The organism is Dyadobacter flavalbus (assembly GCF_006149045.1).
In the GTDB taxonomy this organism is placed as follows: Bacteria; Bacteroidota; Bacteroidia; order Cytophagales; family Spirosomataceae; genus Dyadobacter; species Dyadobacter flavalbus.
Genome location: NZ_VBSN01000010.1, coordinates 92,903 through 109,560, shown reverse-complemented (window position 1 = coordinate 109,560; position 16,658 = coordinate 92,903). Strand labels below are relative to the sequence as shown.

17 protein-coding genes are annotated in these 16,658 nt (G+C 42.7%); 10 read left to right on the top strand and 7 right to left on the bottom strand.

The genetic code is table 11. From position 1 onward, the window contains the following. The first annotated feature begins 6 nt into the window (after window positions 1-6). Window positions 7-552, top strand: a complete 546-nt coding sequence (locus tag FEM33_RS01335) for a TlpA family protein disulfide reductase (protein ID WP_139010318.1) — start codon at window positions 7-9, stop codon at window positions 550-552. A 65-nt stretch (window positions 553-617) separates the two neighbouring features. Here FEM33_RS01335 and azu read toward each other — a convergent pair whose 3' ends face one another. After that, window positions 618-1,115 carry an azurin gene (gene azu / locus FEM33_RS01330; protein WP_139010317.1) on the bottom strand — a complete coding sequence of 166 codons (498 nt, stop codon included), beginning with the start codon at window positions 1,113-1,115 and terminating at the stop codon, window positions 618-620. Between the two features lie 104 nt (window positions 1,116-1,219). Then, complete coding sequence (locus FEM33_RS01325; RefSeq protein ID WP_139010316.1) at window positions 1,220-1,822, bottom strand: DUF6962 family protein; 603 nt, start codon at window positions 1,820-1,822, stop codon at window positions 1,220-1,222. 103 nt (window positions 1,823-1,925) lie between these two features. On the opposite strand from FEM33_RS01325, the gene sucD reads away from it, so the two are divergent. The 8 genes from sucD (at window position 1,926) to FEM33_RS01285 (ending at window position 11,142) form a co-directional block, all read left to right on the top strand. After that, on the top strand, window positions 1,926-2,804 hold the full coding sequence (gene sucD, locus FEM33_RS01320) for a succinate--CoA ligase subunit alpha (RefSeq protein WP_139010315.1): 879 nt from the start codon (window positions 1,926-1,928) through the stop codon (window positions 2,802-2,804). A gap of 147 nt (window positions 2,805-2,951) precedes the next feature. Further along, window positions 2,952-4,046, top strand: a complete 1,095-nt coding sequence (locus FEM33_RS01315; protein ID WP_229214031.1) for a DUF4271 domain-containing protein — start codon at window positions 2,952-2,954, stop codon at window positions 4,044-4,046. Between the two features lie 42 nt (window positions 4,047-4,088). Further along, window positions 4,089-4,871: a uroporphyrinogen-III synthase gene (locus FEM33_RS01310; RefSeq protein ID WP_139010313.1), complete on the top strand. Its 783-nt coding sequence runs from the start codon at window positions 4,089-4,091 to the stop codon at window positions 4,869-4,871. 129 nt (window positions 4,872-5,000) lie between these two features. Beyond that, a complete protein-coding gene (locus FEM33_RS01305; RefSeq protein WP_139010312.1) occupies window positions 5,001-5,978 on the top strand; it encodes a PorP/SprF family type IX secretion system membrane protein in 978 nt (325 codons plus the stop codon). Between the two features lie 352 nt (window positions 5,979-6,330). After that, window positions 6,331-7,404, top strand: a complete 1,074-nt coding sequence (porK, locus tag FEM33_RS01300; protein WP_139010311.1) for a T9SS ring complex lipoprotein PorK/GldK — start codon at window positions 6,331-6,333, stop codon at window positions 7,402-7,404. Window positions 7,405-7,529: 125 nt separating this feature from the next. Continuing rightward, window positions 7,530-8,345 (top strand): type IX secretion system motor protein PorL/GldL, encoded by an 816-nt coding sequence (gene porL / locus FEM33_RS01295; RefSeq protein ID WP_139010310.1) that lies wholly within the window; start codon window positions 7,530-7,532, stop codon window positions 8,343-8,345. Window positions 8,346-8,444: 99 nt separating this feature from the next. Further along, window positions 8,445-10,037: a type IX secretion system motor protein PorM/GldM gene (gene porM, locus FEM33_RS01290; protein WP_139010309.1), complete on the top strand. Its 1,593-nt coding sequence runs from the start codon at window positions 8,445-8,447 to the stop codon at window positions 10,035-10,037. 37 nt (window positions 10,038-10,074) lie between these two features. Then, window positions 10,075-11,142: a gliding motility protein GldN gene (locus tag FEM33_RS01285; RefSeq protein WP_201747680.1), complete on the top strand. Its 1,068-nt coding sequence runs from the start codon at window positions 10,075-10,077 to the stop codon at window positions 11,140-11,142. 100 nt (window positions 11,143-11,242) lie between these two features. Here FEM33_RS01285 and FEM33_RS01280 read toward each other — a convergent pair whose 3' ends face one another. Then, window positions 11,243-11,848, bottom strand: coding sequence for a hypothetical protein (locus FEM33_RS01280; RefSeq protein ID WP_139010308.1), 606 nt, complete (start codon window positions 11,846-11,848; stop codon window positions 11,243-11,245). A 116-nt stretch (window positions 11,849-11,964) separates the two neighbouring features. Next, window positions 11,965-12,636, bottom strand: a complete 672-nt coding sequence (locus FEM33_RS01275) for a DUF4230 domain-containing protein (RefSeq protein WP_139010307.1) — start codon at window positions 12,634-12,636, stop codon at window positions 11,965-11,967. Window positions 12,637-12,680: 44 nt separating this feature from the next. Here FEM33_RS01275 and miaA point away from each other — a divergent pair, with 44 nt between their 5' ends. Continuing rightward, a complete protein-coding gene (miaA, locus tag FEM33_RS01270; protein WP_139010306.1) occupies window positions 12,681-13,607 on the top strand; it encodes a tRNA (adenosine(37)-N6)-dimethylallyltransferase MiaA in 927 nt (308 codons plus the stop codon). 43 nt (window positions 13,608-13,650) lie between these two features. Here miaA and FEM33_RS01265 read toward each other — a convergent pair whose 3' ends face one another. The 3 genes from FEM33_RS01265 to FEM33_RS01255 are packed head-to-tail and all read right to left on the bottom strand — an operon-like array spanning window position 13,651 to window position 16,617. Further along, window positions 13,651-13,947, bottom strand: coding sequence for a rhodanese-like domain-containing protein (locus tag FEM33_RS01265; protein WP_139010305.1), 297 nt, complete (start codon window positions 13,945-13,947; stop codon window positions 13,651-13,653). 26 nt (window positions 13,948-13,973) lie between these two features. Further along, window positions 13,974-15,842: a T9SS type A sorting domain-containing protein gene (locus tag FEM33_RS01260; protein ID WP_229214022.1), complete on the bottom strand. Its 1,869-nt coding sequence runs from the start codon at window positions 15,840-15,842 to the stop codon at window positions 13,974-13,976. Beyond that, window positions 15,820-16,617, bottom strand: a complete 798-nt coding sequence (locus tag FEM33_RS01255) for a PASTA domain-containing protein (protein ID WP_139010304.1) — start codon at window positions 16,615-16,617, stop codon at window positions 15,820-15,822. Before FEM33_RS01255 ends, FEM33_RS01260 begins: the two co-directional genes overlap by 23 nt. Between the last annotated feature and the right edge of the window lie 41 nt (window positions 16,618-16,658).

Sequence of the window (16,658 nt, the reverse complement as noted above, 5' to 3'; positions counted from 1 at the left end):
TGCATCATGACTTCTGCCTCGAAAAAAATTGTTATTGCCTTATCCGTAATCCTTGCCGTAGGGGCCATTTATTTTGCCTTTTTCAAACCGGTCGGCGAAGCAGCTGATCCTACCGCTTCTGATGCACAGCAAGCCGAAGAACTTTCATCGGTCTATCTTTCCGGATTAAAAACGCTGGAAGGCGAAACAGTGGAAATGGACGAAAACAAGCTGATTTTCCTGAATGTATGGGCAACGTGGTGCGGACCGTGCAACATGGAAATGCCGGGCATACAGAAGTTGTATGACAAATACAAAACGCACGAAAAAGTGGCCTTTTATATTATTTCAGATGAAAATGCAGAAACGGTTAATCCGTTTATCGAGAGGAAAGGTTACAAACTTCCGTTTTACCAGTACGCCGGTGCTTATCCGCCTTCGCTGAACGGCAATGCGATTCCGCGAACGTACATTATTCACAAGGGAAAAATTCTCGCGCAGGAAATAGGCGCCTCGCAGTGGGACCGGCCGGAAATTACAGACCTTATCGACAGGCACCTTGCCGATATTTAACTATTCTGCATAAAAAAATGCGCTGATTGTTCAACCAGCGCATTTTTTTATGTATTATTTTCAGACTATTCCACAATGAAGCTGCCTTTCATCAAAGCATAATGTCCGGGAAAGCTGCAGATAAAAGTATAAGTTCCTTTTTTAGGAGCAGTAAACTCAACGGTATCGCTTTCACCGCCGCCAACAAGCTTTGTATGCGCAACGATGCTTGCTTCTTCAGACTTGGGAATGTATTCCGTTTCTCTTGCAGCCGCAGCTTTAGAGCCAAATGCAGCAACATCTACGCCGGGCTTAAGAAGCACCCAGTTATGTCCCATTGCAGTTTTGGCAAGTTTACCGGCATGCACCAAAGTAAGTTTTACTTTTTGTCCTGCTTTCACTTTGATTTCTTTCAGGTCGAACTGCATAGCATCCGTTCCTTTTATAACGATGGCTTTTGTTTGCTTCACATCGCTTATTTCTGTTTTAGCTGAAAGATTTTTAGCATCCACAGGGTTAATTGCAGCTGCTCCGAAAGCCAAAACCGAGGCAAGAAGCAATACGCCATACTTGGTCCTTTTCATATTCTGAGTATTGATAAACTTGTTTGTTTTAAATTAACTGGTGCAAGTTAATACACGGCATTTTAAAAAAACAATCCATTAACAAATGTTTGAAAACTTATATTTCAGAATAGAATTTTATACTGGTCTCTTACCGCCCTTCCGACGCAGATTACGGATAAAACCATCATATAATGATTAATATCCACCGGATCCATCGGAATCGGCAATTTTCCGGATTTGGTGGAAAGTGCAAGCAGCATCATTGAAAATACAACCCATAAAGCACTTTTCTGTCGGCTAGCCAGCCCGACGCATGAAATAAGCAAAGTTACCAGAATACAGAAAGATTTGATGATCAGACCGACATATTCCACCCGGAACCAGGTTATGCAGTAAAAAAGCAGCAAACCCAGGCCGATTGTGGAGCCAAAGAGGAAATTACCAGCTTTATATCTCATAATCAGGCACCAGGACGCCGATACAAGGCAGAATGCACCCAAGGTCATTTCGCCTGCAATAATAAAGTCGCGAACCGTTTCAAAACGCTCAAAGCCTGCATAAACCAGAAGATCGGTCAGTGCGCCGAGTGCAATGGAAAACAGGAATATGCCCCAGAGCCACTTGCTGGTTGCCGGCTGGCTCCTGAAATACCTAGAAAAAATAAATAAACTGGTAAAACTTAGAACTAGGTTGGAAAATATATGGGGATTGCTGAGTATATGCATAAATAGGCGTAATAATATCAAAAAAGCAATTTACAAATTCTGGCTACATTTTGCTACTTCGTCCTTTTCGTTCTACTTTTACCAAAAAAACTGATTTACCAACATGAGCGTTTTAGTTAATAAAAATTCTAAGATTATAGTTCAGGGATTTACCGGTTCTGAGGGTTCTTTTCACGCCCAGCAAATGATCGAATACGGTACCAATGTCGTAGGCGGCGTCACTCCGGGCAAAGGCGGGCTTTCTCATTTGGAAAGACCTGTATTTAACACTGTTGACCTTGCTGTACGTGCAACCGGTGCAGATGTATCCATCATATTTGTTCCGCCGGCATTTGCTGCTGATGCTATTATGGAATCCGCTGATGCTGGGATTGGCGTTATTGTTTGTATTACCGAAGGTATCCCGACCAAGGACATGATGCAGGCAAAAGAATATATCAAGAACAAGAACTGCCGCCTGATCGGCCCGAACTGTCCGGGTGTAATTACCGCAGAAGAATGTAAAGTAGGTATCATGCCTGGTTTTATTTTCAAAAAAGGAACTGTAGGGCTTGTTTCAAAATCGGGAACATTGACTTACGAAGCGGTGGATCAGTTGACGCGTGCCGGACTGGGACAAACTACGGCAATCGGAATCGGCGGCGACCCGATCATTGGTACAACGACCAAAGAAGCAGTAGAATTGTTGATGAACGATCCTGAAACGGAAGCGATTGTCATGATTGGCGAAATCGGTGGAAGCATGGAGGCGGAAGCGGCCAGTTACATTAAATCGACAGGAAACAAAAAACCGGTTGTGGGTTTTATTGCCGGACAAACTGCACCAAAAGGACGCAGAATGGGCCATGCCGGAGCAATTATCGGCGGAGCAGACGATACAGCGGAAGCAAAAATCAGGATTATGAAAGAGTCCGGAATATTTGTAGCGGAATCGCCTGCACTGATCGGCGAGACCATGCTAATCGCTCTTGGAAAGAAATAACATTCTGCTTAAATATAACTTTATAAGAGGGCTGGGGAAACCCGGTCTTTTTTTATACCGATGAAGTCCATTTTTCCAGTATTTTTTTGGGCTTTCCTGGCGCTATTTTCCCTCAACGGAACAGATGTCCGAAGTGCAGTGAAAGAAATGCCGCCTTCACAGTACTTTCCTATTTATGATTATCAGAATGACTGGCTTGTATACAACAGCCATTATAAAAACTATGTCCCTTTCTCACAGGAAATAGATGAAGGTACCCGATTTGTAAGCTTGTATATCGATCTTGTCAAGAACAGGAAATATGCATTGCTGCTTAAAACAGAAAGTGAAAGTTACCTTTTTCTGGAAGGCGCCCTGCAGAACAAAATAGCGGCGGATCAGTGGCAGAAAATCAGCATTGACAGTCTGTACAAGATTTACAAAAAGGATGAATTGTTACTGACAGTATACGGATCGCCCGGCATTACGGACAAAAGCCTGCTGCTTTGCAACGAAAAAAAGACCAATGAAGCGGGCGTAATTGAAAACACACGTTCCAGTTTCATCAATATCAAACCGATCTCATTTACGCCATTTGGTAATTTCGCCGCCATTTCGCTGCTGATTATCCTGATTCTGAACGCCTGGATTTTCAATCTTAATCCCTTGTCTTTTCTGCGCCTGATCAATCCGTTCGAATTTTTCAATAATGATCCGAGAGACCAGCTTTCCAAAGTAAACAAGGCTTACAGCAATACGATTATCTTCTTTGTAGTAATCATCGCGATGCTGATGAGTTTTGTAGTTATTTACTTTTCGGCAAGCAGCCTCAATATATTTTCGCTCAGCATGATTTTGTCGGAAAAATCAAATACTGTTCAGATCATGCGTGATTTCTTTATACTGTCGGTCCTGTTTTTTGTACTGATCTATTTCAAATACATTTGCATGGTTTTAGCAGGAAATATGTTAAACCTTGATAAACAAGTAGATATAATTTTTGTAAAGCTGGTACAGTCTTCCTATCTGTTTTATGTACTGATTTTCCTGCTCATTCTGATGATGAGCACCAACCACATCAATCTGACCGCTGAAACAAGGCCGTATGCATTGCTTCCGTTTGTTTTTTTCTATTTGGCCCGGTTTATCGCTTTGTATGTTGTTACCAAGCCGCCGGGCTCGTTGATTAATCTGTATTTATTTTCGTACCTTTGCGTGATAGAAATAATCCCGCTTATTGTCAGTGCCAAGTTTGCTTTATAAATCGGTGACGATGAAACGGGAATTAACTAATGAGGATTATACATGAGTGATACCATCAATTTTGATCAGGAAAGACTAAAAAAAGTAACAAGCCTTTTGGTAAGTCAATCCAGGCCAGCCGACGAGAATTCACCTTATTATGAATTAGCCAAGAAGTATAATATCAAAGTAGATTTCCGGCCATTCATACAGATCGACGGCGTTTCTTACAAAGACTTTCGCAAGCAAAAGATTAACATACTGGATCATACGGCTGTTATTTTTACAAGCCGTAACGCCATTGATCATTTCTTCCGTATTTGCAACGAAGGCAGGATTGAAGTTCCGGCTACAATGAAGTATTTCTGTATTTCGGAACAAACGGCTAATTATCTGCAGAAATACATCGTGATCCGGAAAAGAAAAATTTTTACCGGCACCAAAACTGCTTCTGAACTGATTGAGCTGATGCGCAAGCATAAAAAGGAAAAATTCCTGTATCCATGTTCGGACGTAAGGAAAAACGATATTCCGGAATTTGCCGATACGGAGGAATTTCACTTTGTGGAAGCAACCATGTACCAGACGGTTTCCTCCGATTTGTCCGATCTGGAAGATGTTTATTACGATATCATTGCCTTTTTCAGTCCGTCCGGTATCAAGTCACTTTTTGATAATTTTCCTGATTTCAAACAAAATTATACCCGTATTGCCGCTTTCGGCCCTACAACGGCAAAAGCAGTGGAGGATGCAGGATTATTTCTCGACATACAGGCACCGTTGCCCAATGCGCCTTCCATGACCGGAGCACTGGATCTCTACATTCGAAAAGCAAATAATATCTGACCATAAATCGCAAAAAAGCCCCGGAAAATTTCCGGGGCTTTTTTGCGATATTATCAATTTTTTTAAGCAATATGCGTTATAAATGAAATCCGAAAACTACCGGCGTGTTCTTAAACCAATTCCATAGGCATGACTTTGACGTCTATTATTCGAAGTACTAAATATAACCTGCTGCTTGCAATATTACTCTTTACAATGCCACGTGTAATGGCACAGAAAGATGCCCAGTTCAGTTTATTTTCCTTGAATCAGCTTTATCTGAACCCTGCCGCTGCCAGAGCCGGCAATCTGACCCAGTTTCAGCTGACGCACAGAACGCAATATGCAGGGTATCAGGGAACCAACACGAATGATGACGGCGGGGCACTTTCCACACAGTTGTTTTCGTTCAGTATGCCGGTTAAAAATTTCGGTATCGGATTTTATGCATTAAATGACAAAAGCGGGCCTCGGACTGATCAGGATTTCAAGATTTTGGCAGCATATCATTTTCCTCTGGCCGGCGGCAATTTTCAGGTTGGGGCCAGTGCAGGTTTGTTTCGACAGTCTATTGATTATGGCAAGCTGAGAGCCCGGGACGAGGATGATCCGCTGATTCAGACCGGCGTTATTTCCGAGATCAATCCCGATTTTGCAGTCGGAGCACGTTATGAAAGTGATGCTTTCTATGCCGGTGTTTCTTTGAACCATCTTTTGAAACCAAAATATCAGATCGGTTCCGAAACAGCAACAAACCCGCTTCCAAGAACACTGTACTTCAATGCAGGTGTAAATATCGGATTGGGTTATCTGCTCGACATTCAACCGATCGTGCTTGTAAAGTCTGACATCAGCACGATTTCGGCAGAAGGCGGTGCAACGGTTACCTACAACAAACGTTACTGGGTTGGTGCAACATACAGGCAACAAGATACTTATGCCATTCTGATGGGCGGTTTATATCTGCTTCCGGACCAGTCACTCCGATTATCCGGCGCATATGATTTTGTAATCGGAGGAAACAAGGTAAAATCCCCTTCGTCTTTTGAAGTAATGCTGTCTTATGCATTGCAACCGCCAAAAATGGGCAAGAAGACCATCATCAGAACACCGCGTTTCAGGTTCTAGGCATAGAAAATTATTTCCATAATATATTGGGTTTGTATACTGACGGGAGCAAAAAAATAAGTTTTAATCGATTAAACATTATTTTTTATAACCCACTTGGTAATTATGGAGAATCAGTTTGACAAACTTAATTTATATTTGTAAAGTAAACCAGTGTATACCAATTGCAATTTTCTTACGTTAACTCGTTAAATGTCTGATTAAGCAGGATTAAGGAAAGCTTCTTCCACTTGTTTCGGCTTGCGAATTCTTACTTAGGATTGTTACTTTTTGTTTTACTTTCAGTATACTATATATCATTGGTCGACGTTTTTAGGCTAACATTTTATTATTTAAATTTTATAAAACCACTATGAATGTGAAAGTGTTCTATCGGAATGGAGTCAAAAGTCTGCTTTTGATAGCCGCTCTTATGCTCATGCAAAGTTGCGGATTTATCAAGAGTAAATTTGGCAAGGGAGGAAAGGAAGAAAGCGGGATTTCAAATGGAGAAATTACAGCAACTGCACGTAAAGGTTACAAACAAACGACGCCTGCAGGAATGGTAGTGGTTCCGTCCGGTTCTTTCGTAATGGGCCAAGCAGACGAAGACATTGCTTCTTCAATGAACAACATGAACCGTCGGGTTACCATCAGTTCATTCTTTATGGATGATACTGAAATTACCAATAACGAATATCGCCAGTTTGTCAATGCCCTGCTTGTTGATTCAGTTTCGGTGCTTGGCGAAGAAGAAATCATGTCGAAATACTATCCTGATACTACGGTATGGAAAAAGGATTTTGCTTATTCCAATGGTGATCCGTTTGTTGAATATTATTATCAGCACCCGGGCTTTGATACCTATCCTGTTGTTGGCGTAAGCTGGATCGGTGCAGAGTATTTTTCCAAATGGCGTACCAATCTTCTGCATGATTTTCAGAATAAAGAAGGCCAGTTCAACTCCACAGGATTTCGCCTTCCGACCGAAGCGGAATGGGAATGGGCTGCCCGCGGGGGACGCGCCGTTGCCAAATATCCTTGGGGAAATCCTTATACAATGAATGCAAAAGGATGTTTTCTGGCCAACTTCAAGCCGCAAAGAGGAAATTATGATGCAGACGGCTATCCTTATACAGCGCCTGCCAATGCTTACAACCCGAATGACTTCGGATTGTATAATATGGCCGGAAACGTCGCCGAATGGACTTCTGACGCATATACTGACAATGCAACTGCAATCGTGTGGGATATGAACCCGCAGTACAACAATCCGGACGAACCGCGCAAGGTTGTTAAAGGCGGATCATGGAAAGATATTGCTTACTATCTTCAGACAGGTACACGTACATTCGAATATGAAACAGAACGTCGTGCTTTTATAGGCTTTCGCTGTGTAATGGACAATGTAAACGATCGTGGCGGTGCGGGAGCACGTCGCCGCTAAACTTACTTTTCCTAAAAAAGAAGCAGTGTTCTTGTACTCTGCTTCTTTTTTACGGGCTTTTTAAATCAATTCAATTCTTTTCTTTATCAATTTCTATTTATTCACAATAACTGATTTTATTTCGTATGGCTAAGAATAGCGGACCTAGTTTTTTTTGGGATAAACTGGTACCAACCATATATAGCGCGGGTGCTGCCGTTGTTATTTTAGGAGCTTTATTTAAAATACAGCACTGGGACGGAGGAGGCCCGATGTTGACCCTTGGTCTGGGAACTGAGGTTTTGATATTTTTACTTTATGCAATCCAGACATTAACGCAGTCTGCGGACAGAGATCCGGACTGGACTCGTGTGTATCCTGAACTTGCTGATGATTACAACGGACCGGCAGTTAGCCGTCTTTCAACAACCGGCGGAAGCGGAGTAACAGCCAAACTTGACAATATGCTTGACAATGCAAAAATTTCACCTGAGATTTTTGATAGTCTGGGCAAAGGTTTCAAAAATTTGTCGGATACAGTTGGTAAAATCACTGACCTGACGGATGCTACGGTTGCAACCAACGATTATGCCAAGAATGTAAAGAATGCATCTACTGCAATCAACGATATGAACAAGTCGTACGGAGTTGCTATTAATGCGATGACTTCTATGGCGGACGCAACCAAAGATGCACAATCCTATCGTGAGCAGTTTCAGCAGATTACCAAAAATATGGGTGCCTTGAATGCAGTTTATGAACTTGAATTGCAGGATACGACCAAACACCTTAAAGCAATGAACGCATTTTATGGTAACCTGACGGCAGCAATGGCAAATATGGCTGATGCTACCAAAGAATCTCAGGTATTCAAAAACGAAATGTCTAAACTGACAACCAATATTTCGTCTCTGAACAGCATTTATGGCAACATGCTGACTGCCATGCGTGGAAATGCATAAAAACATGAGTAACAGACTATTTGTAAGTTACCCTGGGTAATTACAGCGGCTTGTTATAAAATTAATTATTTAATCACTGATAACTGATTACTGAACAATATGGCAGGTGGAAAAGAAACACCCCGTCAAAAGATGATTGGCATGATGTATCTGGTACTTACCGCAATGCTTGCGTTACAGGTAAGTTCAGCCATTATAGAAAAATTCATTCTTCTGAACAATTCTTTGGAACTATCCTCCGGAGCAGCTAATAGAATAAACCAGGAAACTGTATTAAAAATAAAAGCAGCAGTTGAAAAATCGGGAAACCGCTCTGCTGACGTAGCAGTAATAAAGCAAGCCGATCAGGTTCGTAAATATTCTTCTGATATCATCAATGATATCAATGCTTTAAAGGAAGAAATAACTGCAAAAGCAGGCGGCGGACTGAATGAAGAAGGAGCTATTAAAAATCCTGAAGAAGCAAGTAAAGTTGCGGAACTGATGGTGGGAGGCAGAAAAAACGGAAAGGCATATCAGCTGAAGAAAACGCTGAATGACTATACTGCGGAACTGAATTCCATGGTTCCTACCAAATTTCAGCCACTCGCAATGGACGGAAAGGATGATCCTGTTGCAAAAGGCAATAAAGACCAGAGAAACAAGGATTTTGCTGAATTGAATTTTGAAGAAACACCCGTAGCAGCTGCTCTGGCGGTTCTAAGCCAGAAACAGACTGACATACGCCGTATGGAAGGTGAAGTTCTGAACTATCTTGCAAGCAAAGTTGGTGCTGCGGATATCAAGTTTGATCGTGTACTTGCTATGGTAAGTGCAGATGCCAAAACGGTTGTTGCAGGTACCAAATTCAAAGGTCAGATGTTTATTGCTGCTTCTGCATCGGGAATTACACCGCGCATGAGCCTAAACGGTGCAGCCGTGAGAGTAGAAAATGGCGTAGGTTTGATCGAATTTACGGCTCAGGGCGGCGGTTACAACGCAGAAGGAATTGCCCGGAAAGAACTTCAGGGCAGAATCACAATTCCTACTCCGTCCGGAAGAGATACTACTTATGTGATGAGACAGGAATATTTTGTAGTTAAGCCTTCTTATCAGATTGAAACCGGAACGTTGCCACCCTTGTATTTGGGATGCGCCAACAAACTTAGCATTCAGAGTCCGGCTTTGGGTGCACTTTGGGCACCGAACTTTTCAACAGACGGCGGAGAAATTATTCCAAGTGGCCAAAAAGGTAAATTTACAATTGTACCGAACAGAGCTCAGCTGAACATTACTGTAAGCAATGCAGGAAATGTTCTTGGATCGGAGCCTTTCAGAGTTAACCGTGTACCGAAGCCATCTCTTGAAATAAGAGTAAACGGGGCTGCATTTGACGAGCGCAAAGGCGCGCCGGCGTCTGGTGCAAGAAGTATTCAGGTGGTTGCCGTTGCGGACGAAAGTTTCAGAAACTTCTCTCCCGAGGATGCAAAATTCAGAGTTTCTCAAGTGGAAATTTCTCTTGCCCGCGGAGCCCGTCGTATCAACGGCGTTACACTGAATGGCGGCGGAGGATCCATTTCATCTCTGGCACAACAGGCACAACCCGGCGACCGTTATGTAATTTCTATCTTGAAAGTAGAACGTCAGAATTTTAAAGGTGCTGTCAGCGAAGTTGAAATGGGAAATCAAACTCGTACGGTTCCATTATACTAATTTTTCTAGTTGTGCGTTGCTTAGACAATACAACCTTATGTATGATATGAGAAGAATGAACGGAAAAACGATTGCATGGTCATTGCTGTCTTTGTCTCTGGGAACCAGTGCTGCTTTTGCTCAGGAAAAAGTAGATTCTACTGCAAACCAGTTTTCTGCCCGTCCGATTGAAGACGGAGATGTAATGATGAAGAAAACGTTGTGGAGAAGAGTTGATCTTAAGGAAAAACAGAACATTTCCATGTTCTCCAAAAATAACGAGATTACACGCTATCTTCTGGATGCTGCCAAAGCAGGATTGATTGATGCTTATACCAATGACTCTTGTACAACCAAAATCACACCGGAGGAATTGCACAAGCGCATTCTTATTCCTAACCAGACTGCGGGATTATCCGCAGAAGAACTGGCAGCAGGTTTTGGTGAACCAGCCAAAACAGACGACAGCTGGGGTGCTGCTCCCAAAGCAGATGCAACAAAGCAGACTCCTGCTGCAACGGATGATGGCTGGGGAAATACCGCTAAAAAAGATGCTCAGAAGGAAGAAGCAGTAGACGATGGCTGGGGACCTCCAAAGAAAAAATCTACCAAGAAAAATGCTAAAAAGACTGAAGTTGCCAAAGAAGAACTGCCGGCTCCGGAAGCACCAAAAGTAGATACTTTTCAAACGCAGGTTGCTGCCACCGAAGAAGAATACTTTCCTGATCAGTTGACGATTCTGGAAATCAAGGAAGACTGGACTTTTGATAAAAAAAGATCACGTCTGTACAATGATATTCAGACATTGTCCATCGTTCTTCCGTCTGAACAGACTTCTACGGGTTTGGAGCTTCCGGTAGCCTCTTTCCGTTACAAGGATGTTGAAAGACTGTTCAGAAGTGATCCTAAAAAGTATATCTGGTATAATACGCATAATACGGCCCAGAACAAAAACCTTGCAGATGCTTTTGATCTCCGCTTATTTTACGGCCGTATCACAAAGTTTTCAAATGCTACTGACAAAGCATTTCTGGACATTTACAACGGCGAAAAAGAAGCACTTATCAAATCCCTTAATTACGAACAGGAGTTAATGGAACTGGAGCATGGTCTTTGGGAATACTAAGATTTCATTTTAATAAAGTAAGTTCATAAAAAGCAAAAGGCTCCAAATGGAGCCTTTTACTTTTTAGCAGTATTTGAAATTATTTAATCCTGCCATGTCTTCATTTTTTTACTAGCTTAATTTTCTTGCCAAATTTGGTATCCTTGTCCGTTAAGCCAAGTGCAGCAATGGTTTCTTCGTAACTCTTCAGGTTGATTTGCCCGTTCATCCTGCCCAGTATGGTTCCCGGAATAATGACAACACGAACGTCTTCAAAATTACGTTCCGGCGCACTTTCCAGATTCTGTTCCGACCAGTCCGTCTGAATAAGCTGAACAAAAAAAGTACTTTCTTCAATGCCATGAATAAAGGTAAAGTTACTTAACGTGTTGTTGCCAAAACTAACTATGCCAGGAAGCGGCCAGTATACGCCTTGTGCCTTGATATAAACAAGTACTGCAGACGATTGCAGCAGACTGTCATCAGCTGCTGTCAGCTCAGAAATCCCTGTGATGTAACTACCCGTAGAATCCGTTGCATCGGCGCCTGAAGAAATAATCAGTGCTCCGCCTCCAGACGTTCCGTCTTCTCCGGCCGGGCCCGCAGGTCCGGCTGCACCGGTATCGCCTTTTTCGCCTTGTGGCCCAACTTCTCCTTGCGGACCTTTACAGCTAACCATAAATACCATTAAACCAACCCAGGCAATCAGTAATAATCTTTTGAACATAATGTTAAGGTTTATAAGTGAATTAAATTAAAGGTGAAATTGTAACAGTTAATACGCAGGAAAATTGGATTGTGACGAGAGAAAGCCAGTTCCAGCCATAAATTATATAAAAAAAACTACTTATCCTTCTCGGTTTTTAAAAAATCAATTTCGGCTTCTGTCAACCGGTAACTTGCGTACTCTTCCAGCATGATTCTGTTACTTTCCGAAAGCTGAAGTTCAATTTTCCAGTTCATGCTTGCTGCAAGCTGGAACATCATCAGCTGCACCTGATTTCCTGCTATCCGGGGCAGATCGCTTTGCATAGCCTTGTCATTCATGGTCTGCTTTGCTTCGTTCAAAATAGCCGTGTAATCATCACTCTGAAAGCGGTTCAGCCAGCCTTGTTCAATATCGTAAAACTTGTAATCCGTATCGATTGATAGAATTTCAGGCTTTGGAAAGAAATCAATTACAATCCGGCGTTCACCTTCCACATGATGAAACTTCAGTTTTGAAAAATCATAACCGACCAGCACTTTTGCTTTGGCTATAATCAGTGCCTTTTTCCTGTCATTGATCAGGTTCCAGATGTTTTTATCATTTTCATAATTATAAATTTCAGTAAAATACCCTTCGGCCATCACGACCTTAAACACTTTCTCAATTCGCTCGATCAAAACGGTCGCTTCATGCCTGGATACGGATTTATCAGATTTGCGGTTTAGAAAAAACGAGTATACTGCCGCCCCTCCTACTCCGCCGGCAAGGAGTGTAATAATTAAAAAAAGTAATGTATTCGACTCCATGGTATTTAATTTTACAGCAATTAAATTCAGATAAAAACAGCACAATGCCAAATACCCCCAAGAAATACCTGATTACAATTGCCGGGCCAACGGCGGTTGGAAAAACCGCATTAGCTGTAAAACTTGCAAAAGCACTCGGAACACAAATTATCTCGGCAGATTCACGGCAGTTTTTTCGTGAACTGAACATCGGAACGGCCAAACCTTCGCCGGCAGAACTGGAAGAGGTAAAGCATTATTTTATCAACACACATTCAATTGCGGAATCTTACAGTGCCGGTGATTTCGAACGGGATGTGTTGAAACTTCTGGAAACGTTATTTGAAAAATATGATTACATCATAATGACCGGTGGCTCGGGATTGTATATAAAAGCGGTTCTGGAAGGTCTTGACAACTTGCCTGCACCTTTGCCCGGCCTGCGCGAAATGCTTGCGAAACGGCTTTCCGACGAAGGATTTGAAACTTTACAAAATGAGATCAGGCAAATTGATCCTGCATTTTCGCAAACAAAGGAAATCGCCAACCCGCAAAGAGTCTTGCGGGCACTGGAAGTTTTTCATACTTCCGGAATCCCGATCAGCCAGTATTATATCAAAGAGTACAGCAAGCGCCCGTTTGAACAAATCCTGATTGCAGTAGATCGTGACCGCGCGGAATTATACAACCGCATAGATACGCGGATGGACGTGATGCTGGAAGAAGGGTTGATTGAAGAAGCAAAGGACCTGATTGCTTACAGATCGCACCATGCACTGCAAACGGTGGGTTATAAAGAAGTTTACGGCTTTCTGGACGGCCATTATGACAAAGAAGAAATGATCCGGTTACTGAAACAGAATTCCAGAAGATATGCAAAACGCCAGTTAACCTGGTTTCGTCACCAGGGAAATTTCAAATGGTTTCACGCAGATGATTATCAACTGATTCTGGAATACATTCAGCGCTGCATGACCATGAACAATGATTAAAAACGGGGAGTTCGAGAAAATACGCCTGAACTCCCGACCGTAATTATTCCTGTTCGCGGTAAGCAAGAATTCCGCCTGTGACATTTCTGACATTTGAAAAGCCCTGTGATTCCAGAAATCTGGCCGCCTTTCCGCTTCTTGCCCCGGAACGGCAGTGAATGATAATTTCCTCATCTTTCAAAGGTTCCAGTTCATCCAAATGATCGGGCAAATCACCGAGTGGTATCAAAACCGCGCCCAGATTATCTTCCTCGTATTCGTGCTCTTCACGAACATCATAGAAATTCAGACTTTCTCCTTTTTCAAGACGTTCTTTTAATTCTTCCACTGTAATGTCCATACCTGATATCTTTTTGTTAGAATAAGCTATTTTACTATTAACATCTTTTGAACCGATGATCGTTTCCCGTCCGATGCTTTTATGTGGTAAATTCCTTCTGTTAAAGTACCGACATTTGCCGATTGCATGTTATTTTCAGGAATAATGGTCTGAAGCAGTTTTCCCTGAACAGAAAGTATTTCTATTTTTTTCAGCGATTTATGATTCCAGTTCAGCGTGCCTTTGTTCGGATTCGGGAAGAAAGAAAAGCTGTTGTCCAGCGCCGGTTCGTTTCCGGTAACAACGCCGGTTGCTTTTTTTCCAAGGTAAGGACGGATCATGATGCTGCCGTTCAGCCCGGCTTCTTTAACCCATTCCGTTCCAAGATTATAAAATACGTGATCTTTGCCCAATAGAGAATTGCGGTCAAATCCAACGGTAACGGGCTGCTCGTTGATCTGCAGCCAGCCTACGTAAAATGTGTCGGGCACTGCAACCGGACTGGCGAATGCGTAATCGATAAAACCATTGCGCGTACCGGAATAACGTACTCCAACAGAACGCTGCGCAATCATCTGGTCGGGACGACCGTTTCTGTTGCTGAAAATCTGAACGGTAAATCCTTGCCCAGCAATATCCTTGTTGAAAGCGACCATAGCCATTCTGACGCCGCCGATTGTATCCGGCTTTGAGAGCATATACCGTACTGCCACGCGGCTCAGTTTCTGATTGATCTGAACGCCGTATTCTGCACTGCCGTCATCAAATGCGTAATAATCACTTAAATCAATTCTGGAAGTGATCGTGTCATTGCTTTTCAGATTGACATTCGGGATTGTATCCGTTGTGGTTACAAAATATTTTAAAAGCAGTTTCACACTGTCAACGTTTGCAGCGGGCGTAACCGGCGTCAGCTTTGTCTGCAGCACTTTTGGTTTCAGTGATTCCACATAAATGGACCTTTGCACATTTCTGAAATATTCGGTGCCTTTGGACTGATCCGAAATGGTGAAAGTGCCGGTCAGGATATTGAAGTTGTTGAAATGATTGACAATGTCCGTTCCGACTGAATCGGAAACTGCCGATTTCGGATCCACCCGGTATTGCCGGAGCGGCATGGACGTATATTTTTTCAGATATGGCGTAAGCGGCTTTCTTAAAGCGACATCAAAGATATACGGTTGTTTTGAGGATCTTTTTGCATTAAGATGAACATAATCCAGATGCCATGTATCGTAAGGCCCCGAATTTCTTCCATACGACCGGAAACGAAACTGAAAAGCATCATACAAATAAGCCGGATCTGTAATTTTGACAAACTGTTCAATAAAGGAATTCGTGAGGTTATAACCGACCTGTTTCCATACCGTAACCCATTCATTGGACCTGCTTAGAAATTCGAGCTGAAAATAATCGCTGGAATCCGGCAATTCGCCAAGCCCTTTCGCCATCCAGTAAAAACTGATGTAAACAGAATCAGCTGCTGTTTTACCCGACAGATTAACAGGCTGGGAAGTAAGCGTGTCCGTAAAGCCCTGATTAAGCGGATTGATCAGGTTATAAGGAGTGCCGGTGGCATTCAGACCGTCAAACGTGGCAATGTTAAGCGACGGATGCGACGAAGTCAGGGAATTATTAATGTATACACCGCTTCCCGGCAGCCAGTTTTTACTTCCCGGCGTTGCATTTTTTACCGATGAAAAATCATCAAAAAACGGAAGGTTCAAAGATGCCTGCGTACGAAGAGGACTTTTTGATTCGAATGCATTCGCATTGCTTTTATCGTCGCCGCCAAGCGGAACAAGCTGCAACTGGCCGTAAGAATACGAACATTGCAGCAATATCCAGGCCCAGATAATCAGAATGCGCTTGCTGCTGTTAATCAAAGAACTTTTATTTTGGTAGGTCATCCTCATTCTCGGCTGGTTCAACTGCCTGTGGCGTTACCCAAAGATCAATTACGTCTCCAATTCTAACACTGTTGCCGGCATCCGGATTCTGTCTTACGACTGTACCGGCGGCTTGTCCTTCTTCTGCAGGAATTGTCATTTGTTGTCCTACTTTCAGTCCTGCGCCGATGATGGCGATTTTAGCTTCATCCAGCGGCATATCCAGCACGGAGGGAGCTTCAAACTGCGCAGTTCCAAGCCCTTCGCCAAGTTCAAGATCAATTTTGGAACCTTTGGCAATAGGCTGGCCGGGAAAAATCTCCTTTCCGTTAAACATTTGCCTCAGTACCGCATTTTGCGCCATATCCGGAACATAGGAAATATTCCCTTCTTCCAGGCCGACACTTTTCAGCAGCATCTGTGCACTTCTGTGCGTCATATCGGTCAGCTTGGGCATTTTGATAAGCGGAGCGGTACGGGAAACTACGGTAACATATATTTTCCGGCCCTCTTTAACCTTTTCTCCGGGCTGCGGATATTGTGAAATAATCGTAAGTGCCGGAACATTGGCGACGAAAGTACAATCGCTTACTTCATAGCGCAGGTCCCTGCTGTCCAGAAAATCTTCAAGTCCTTCTACGCTTTTCTTTTTCAGGTCCGGAACAGTTATAGCTTCTCCATGATTGGTAGTAAAAGGAAGATATACGAAAAAGAATCCCAGAAAAAGAACCAAAAGCAGTGAAACGACGATTCCGATATGTATTAAAAGATCCGTTCTGGATTGTGTGCTTATTTTGGCCATGAATTTACTGTATGCGCGATTTTTATAAACGGTAAAAATAA

What these genes read in the sequence shown, in the direction of transcription:
- FEM33_RS01335 (WP_139010318.1), top strand. Translation starts at nt 7, where the DNA reads ATGACTTCTGCCTCGAAAAAAATTGTTATTGCCTTATCCGTAATCCTT.
- azu (WP_139010317.1), bottom strand. Translation starts at nt 1,115, where the DNA reads ATGAAAAGGACCAAGTATGGCGTATTGCTTCTTGCCTCGGTTTTGGCT.
- FEM33_RS01325 (WP_139010316.1), bottom strand. Translation starts at nt 1,822, where the DNA reads ATGCATATACTCAGCAATCCCCATATATTTTCCAACCTAGTTCTAAGT.
- sucD (WP_139010315.1), top strand. Translation starts at nt 1,926, where the DNA reads ATGAGCGTTTTAGTTAATAAAAATTCTAAGATTATAGTTCAGGGATTT.
- FEM33_RS01315 (WP_229214031.1), top strand. Translation starts at nt 2,952, where the DNA reads ATGCCGCCTTCACAGTACTTTCCTATTTATGATTATCAGAATGACTGG.
- FEM33_RS01310 (WP_139010313.1), top strand. Translation starts at nt 4,089, where the DNA reads ATGAGTGATACCATCAATTTTGATCAGGAAAGACTAAAAAAAGTAACA.
- FEM33_RS01305 (WP_139010312.1), top strand. Translation starts at nt 5,001, where the DNA reads ATGACTTTGACGTCTATTATTCGAAGTACTAAATATAACCTGCTGCTT.
- porK (WP_139010311.1), top strand. Translation starts at nt 6,331, where the DNA reads ATGAATGTGAAAGTGTTCTATCGGAATGGAGTCAAAAGTCTGCTTTTG.
- porL (WP_139010310.1), top strand. Translation starts at nt 7,530, where the DNA reads ATGGCTAAGAATAGCGGACCTAGTTTTTTTTGGGATAAACTGGTACCA.
- porM (WP_139010309.1), top strand. Translation starts at nt 8,445, where the DNA reads ATGGCAGGTGGAAAAGAAACACCCCGTCAAAAGATGATTGGCATGATG.
- FEM33_RS01285 (WP_201747680.1), top strand. Translation starts at nt 10,075, where the DNA reads ATGTATGATATGAGAAGAATGAACGGAAAAACGATTGCATGGTCATTG.
- FEM33_RS01280 (WP_139010308.1), bottom strand. Translation starts at nt 11,848, where the DNA reads ATGTTCAAAAGATTATTACTGATTGCCTGGGTTGGTTTAATGGTATTT.
- FEM33_RS01275 (WP_139010307.1), bottom strand. Translation starts at nt 12,636, where the DNA reads ATGGAGTCGAATACATTACTTTTTTTAATTATTACACTCCTTGCCGGC.
- miaA (WP_139010306.1), top strand. Translation starts at nt 12,681, where the DNA reads ATGCCAAATACCCCCAAGAAATACCTGATTACAATTGCCGGGCCAACG.
- FEM33_RS01265 (WP_139010305.1), bottom strand. Translation starts at nt 13,947, where the DNA reads ATGGACATTACAGTGGAAGAATTAAAAGAACGTCTTGAAAAAGGAGAA.
- FEM33_RS01260 (WP_229214022.1), bottom strand. Translation starts at nt 15,842, where the DNA reads ATGAGGATGACCTACCAAAATAAAAGTTCTTTGATTAACAGCAGCAAG.
- FEM33_RS01255 (WP_139010304.1), bottom strand. Translation starts at nt 16,617, where the DNA reads ATGGCCAAAATAAGCACACAATCCAGAACGGATCTTTTAATACATATC.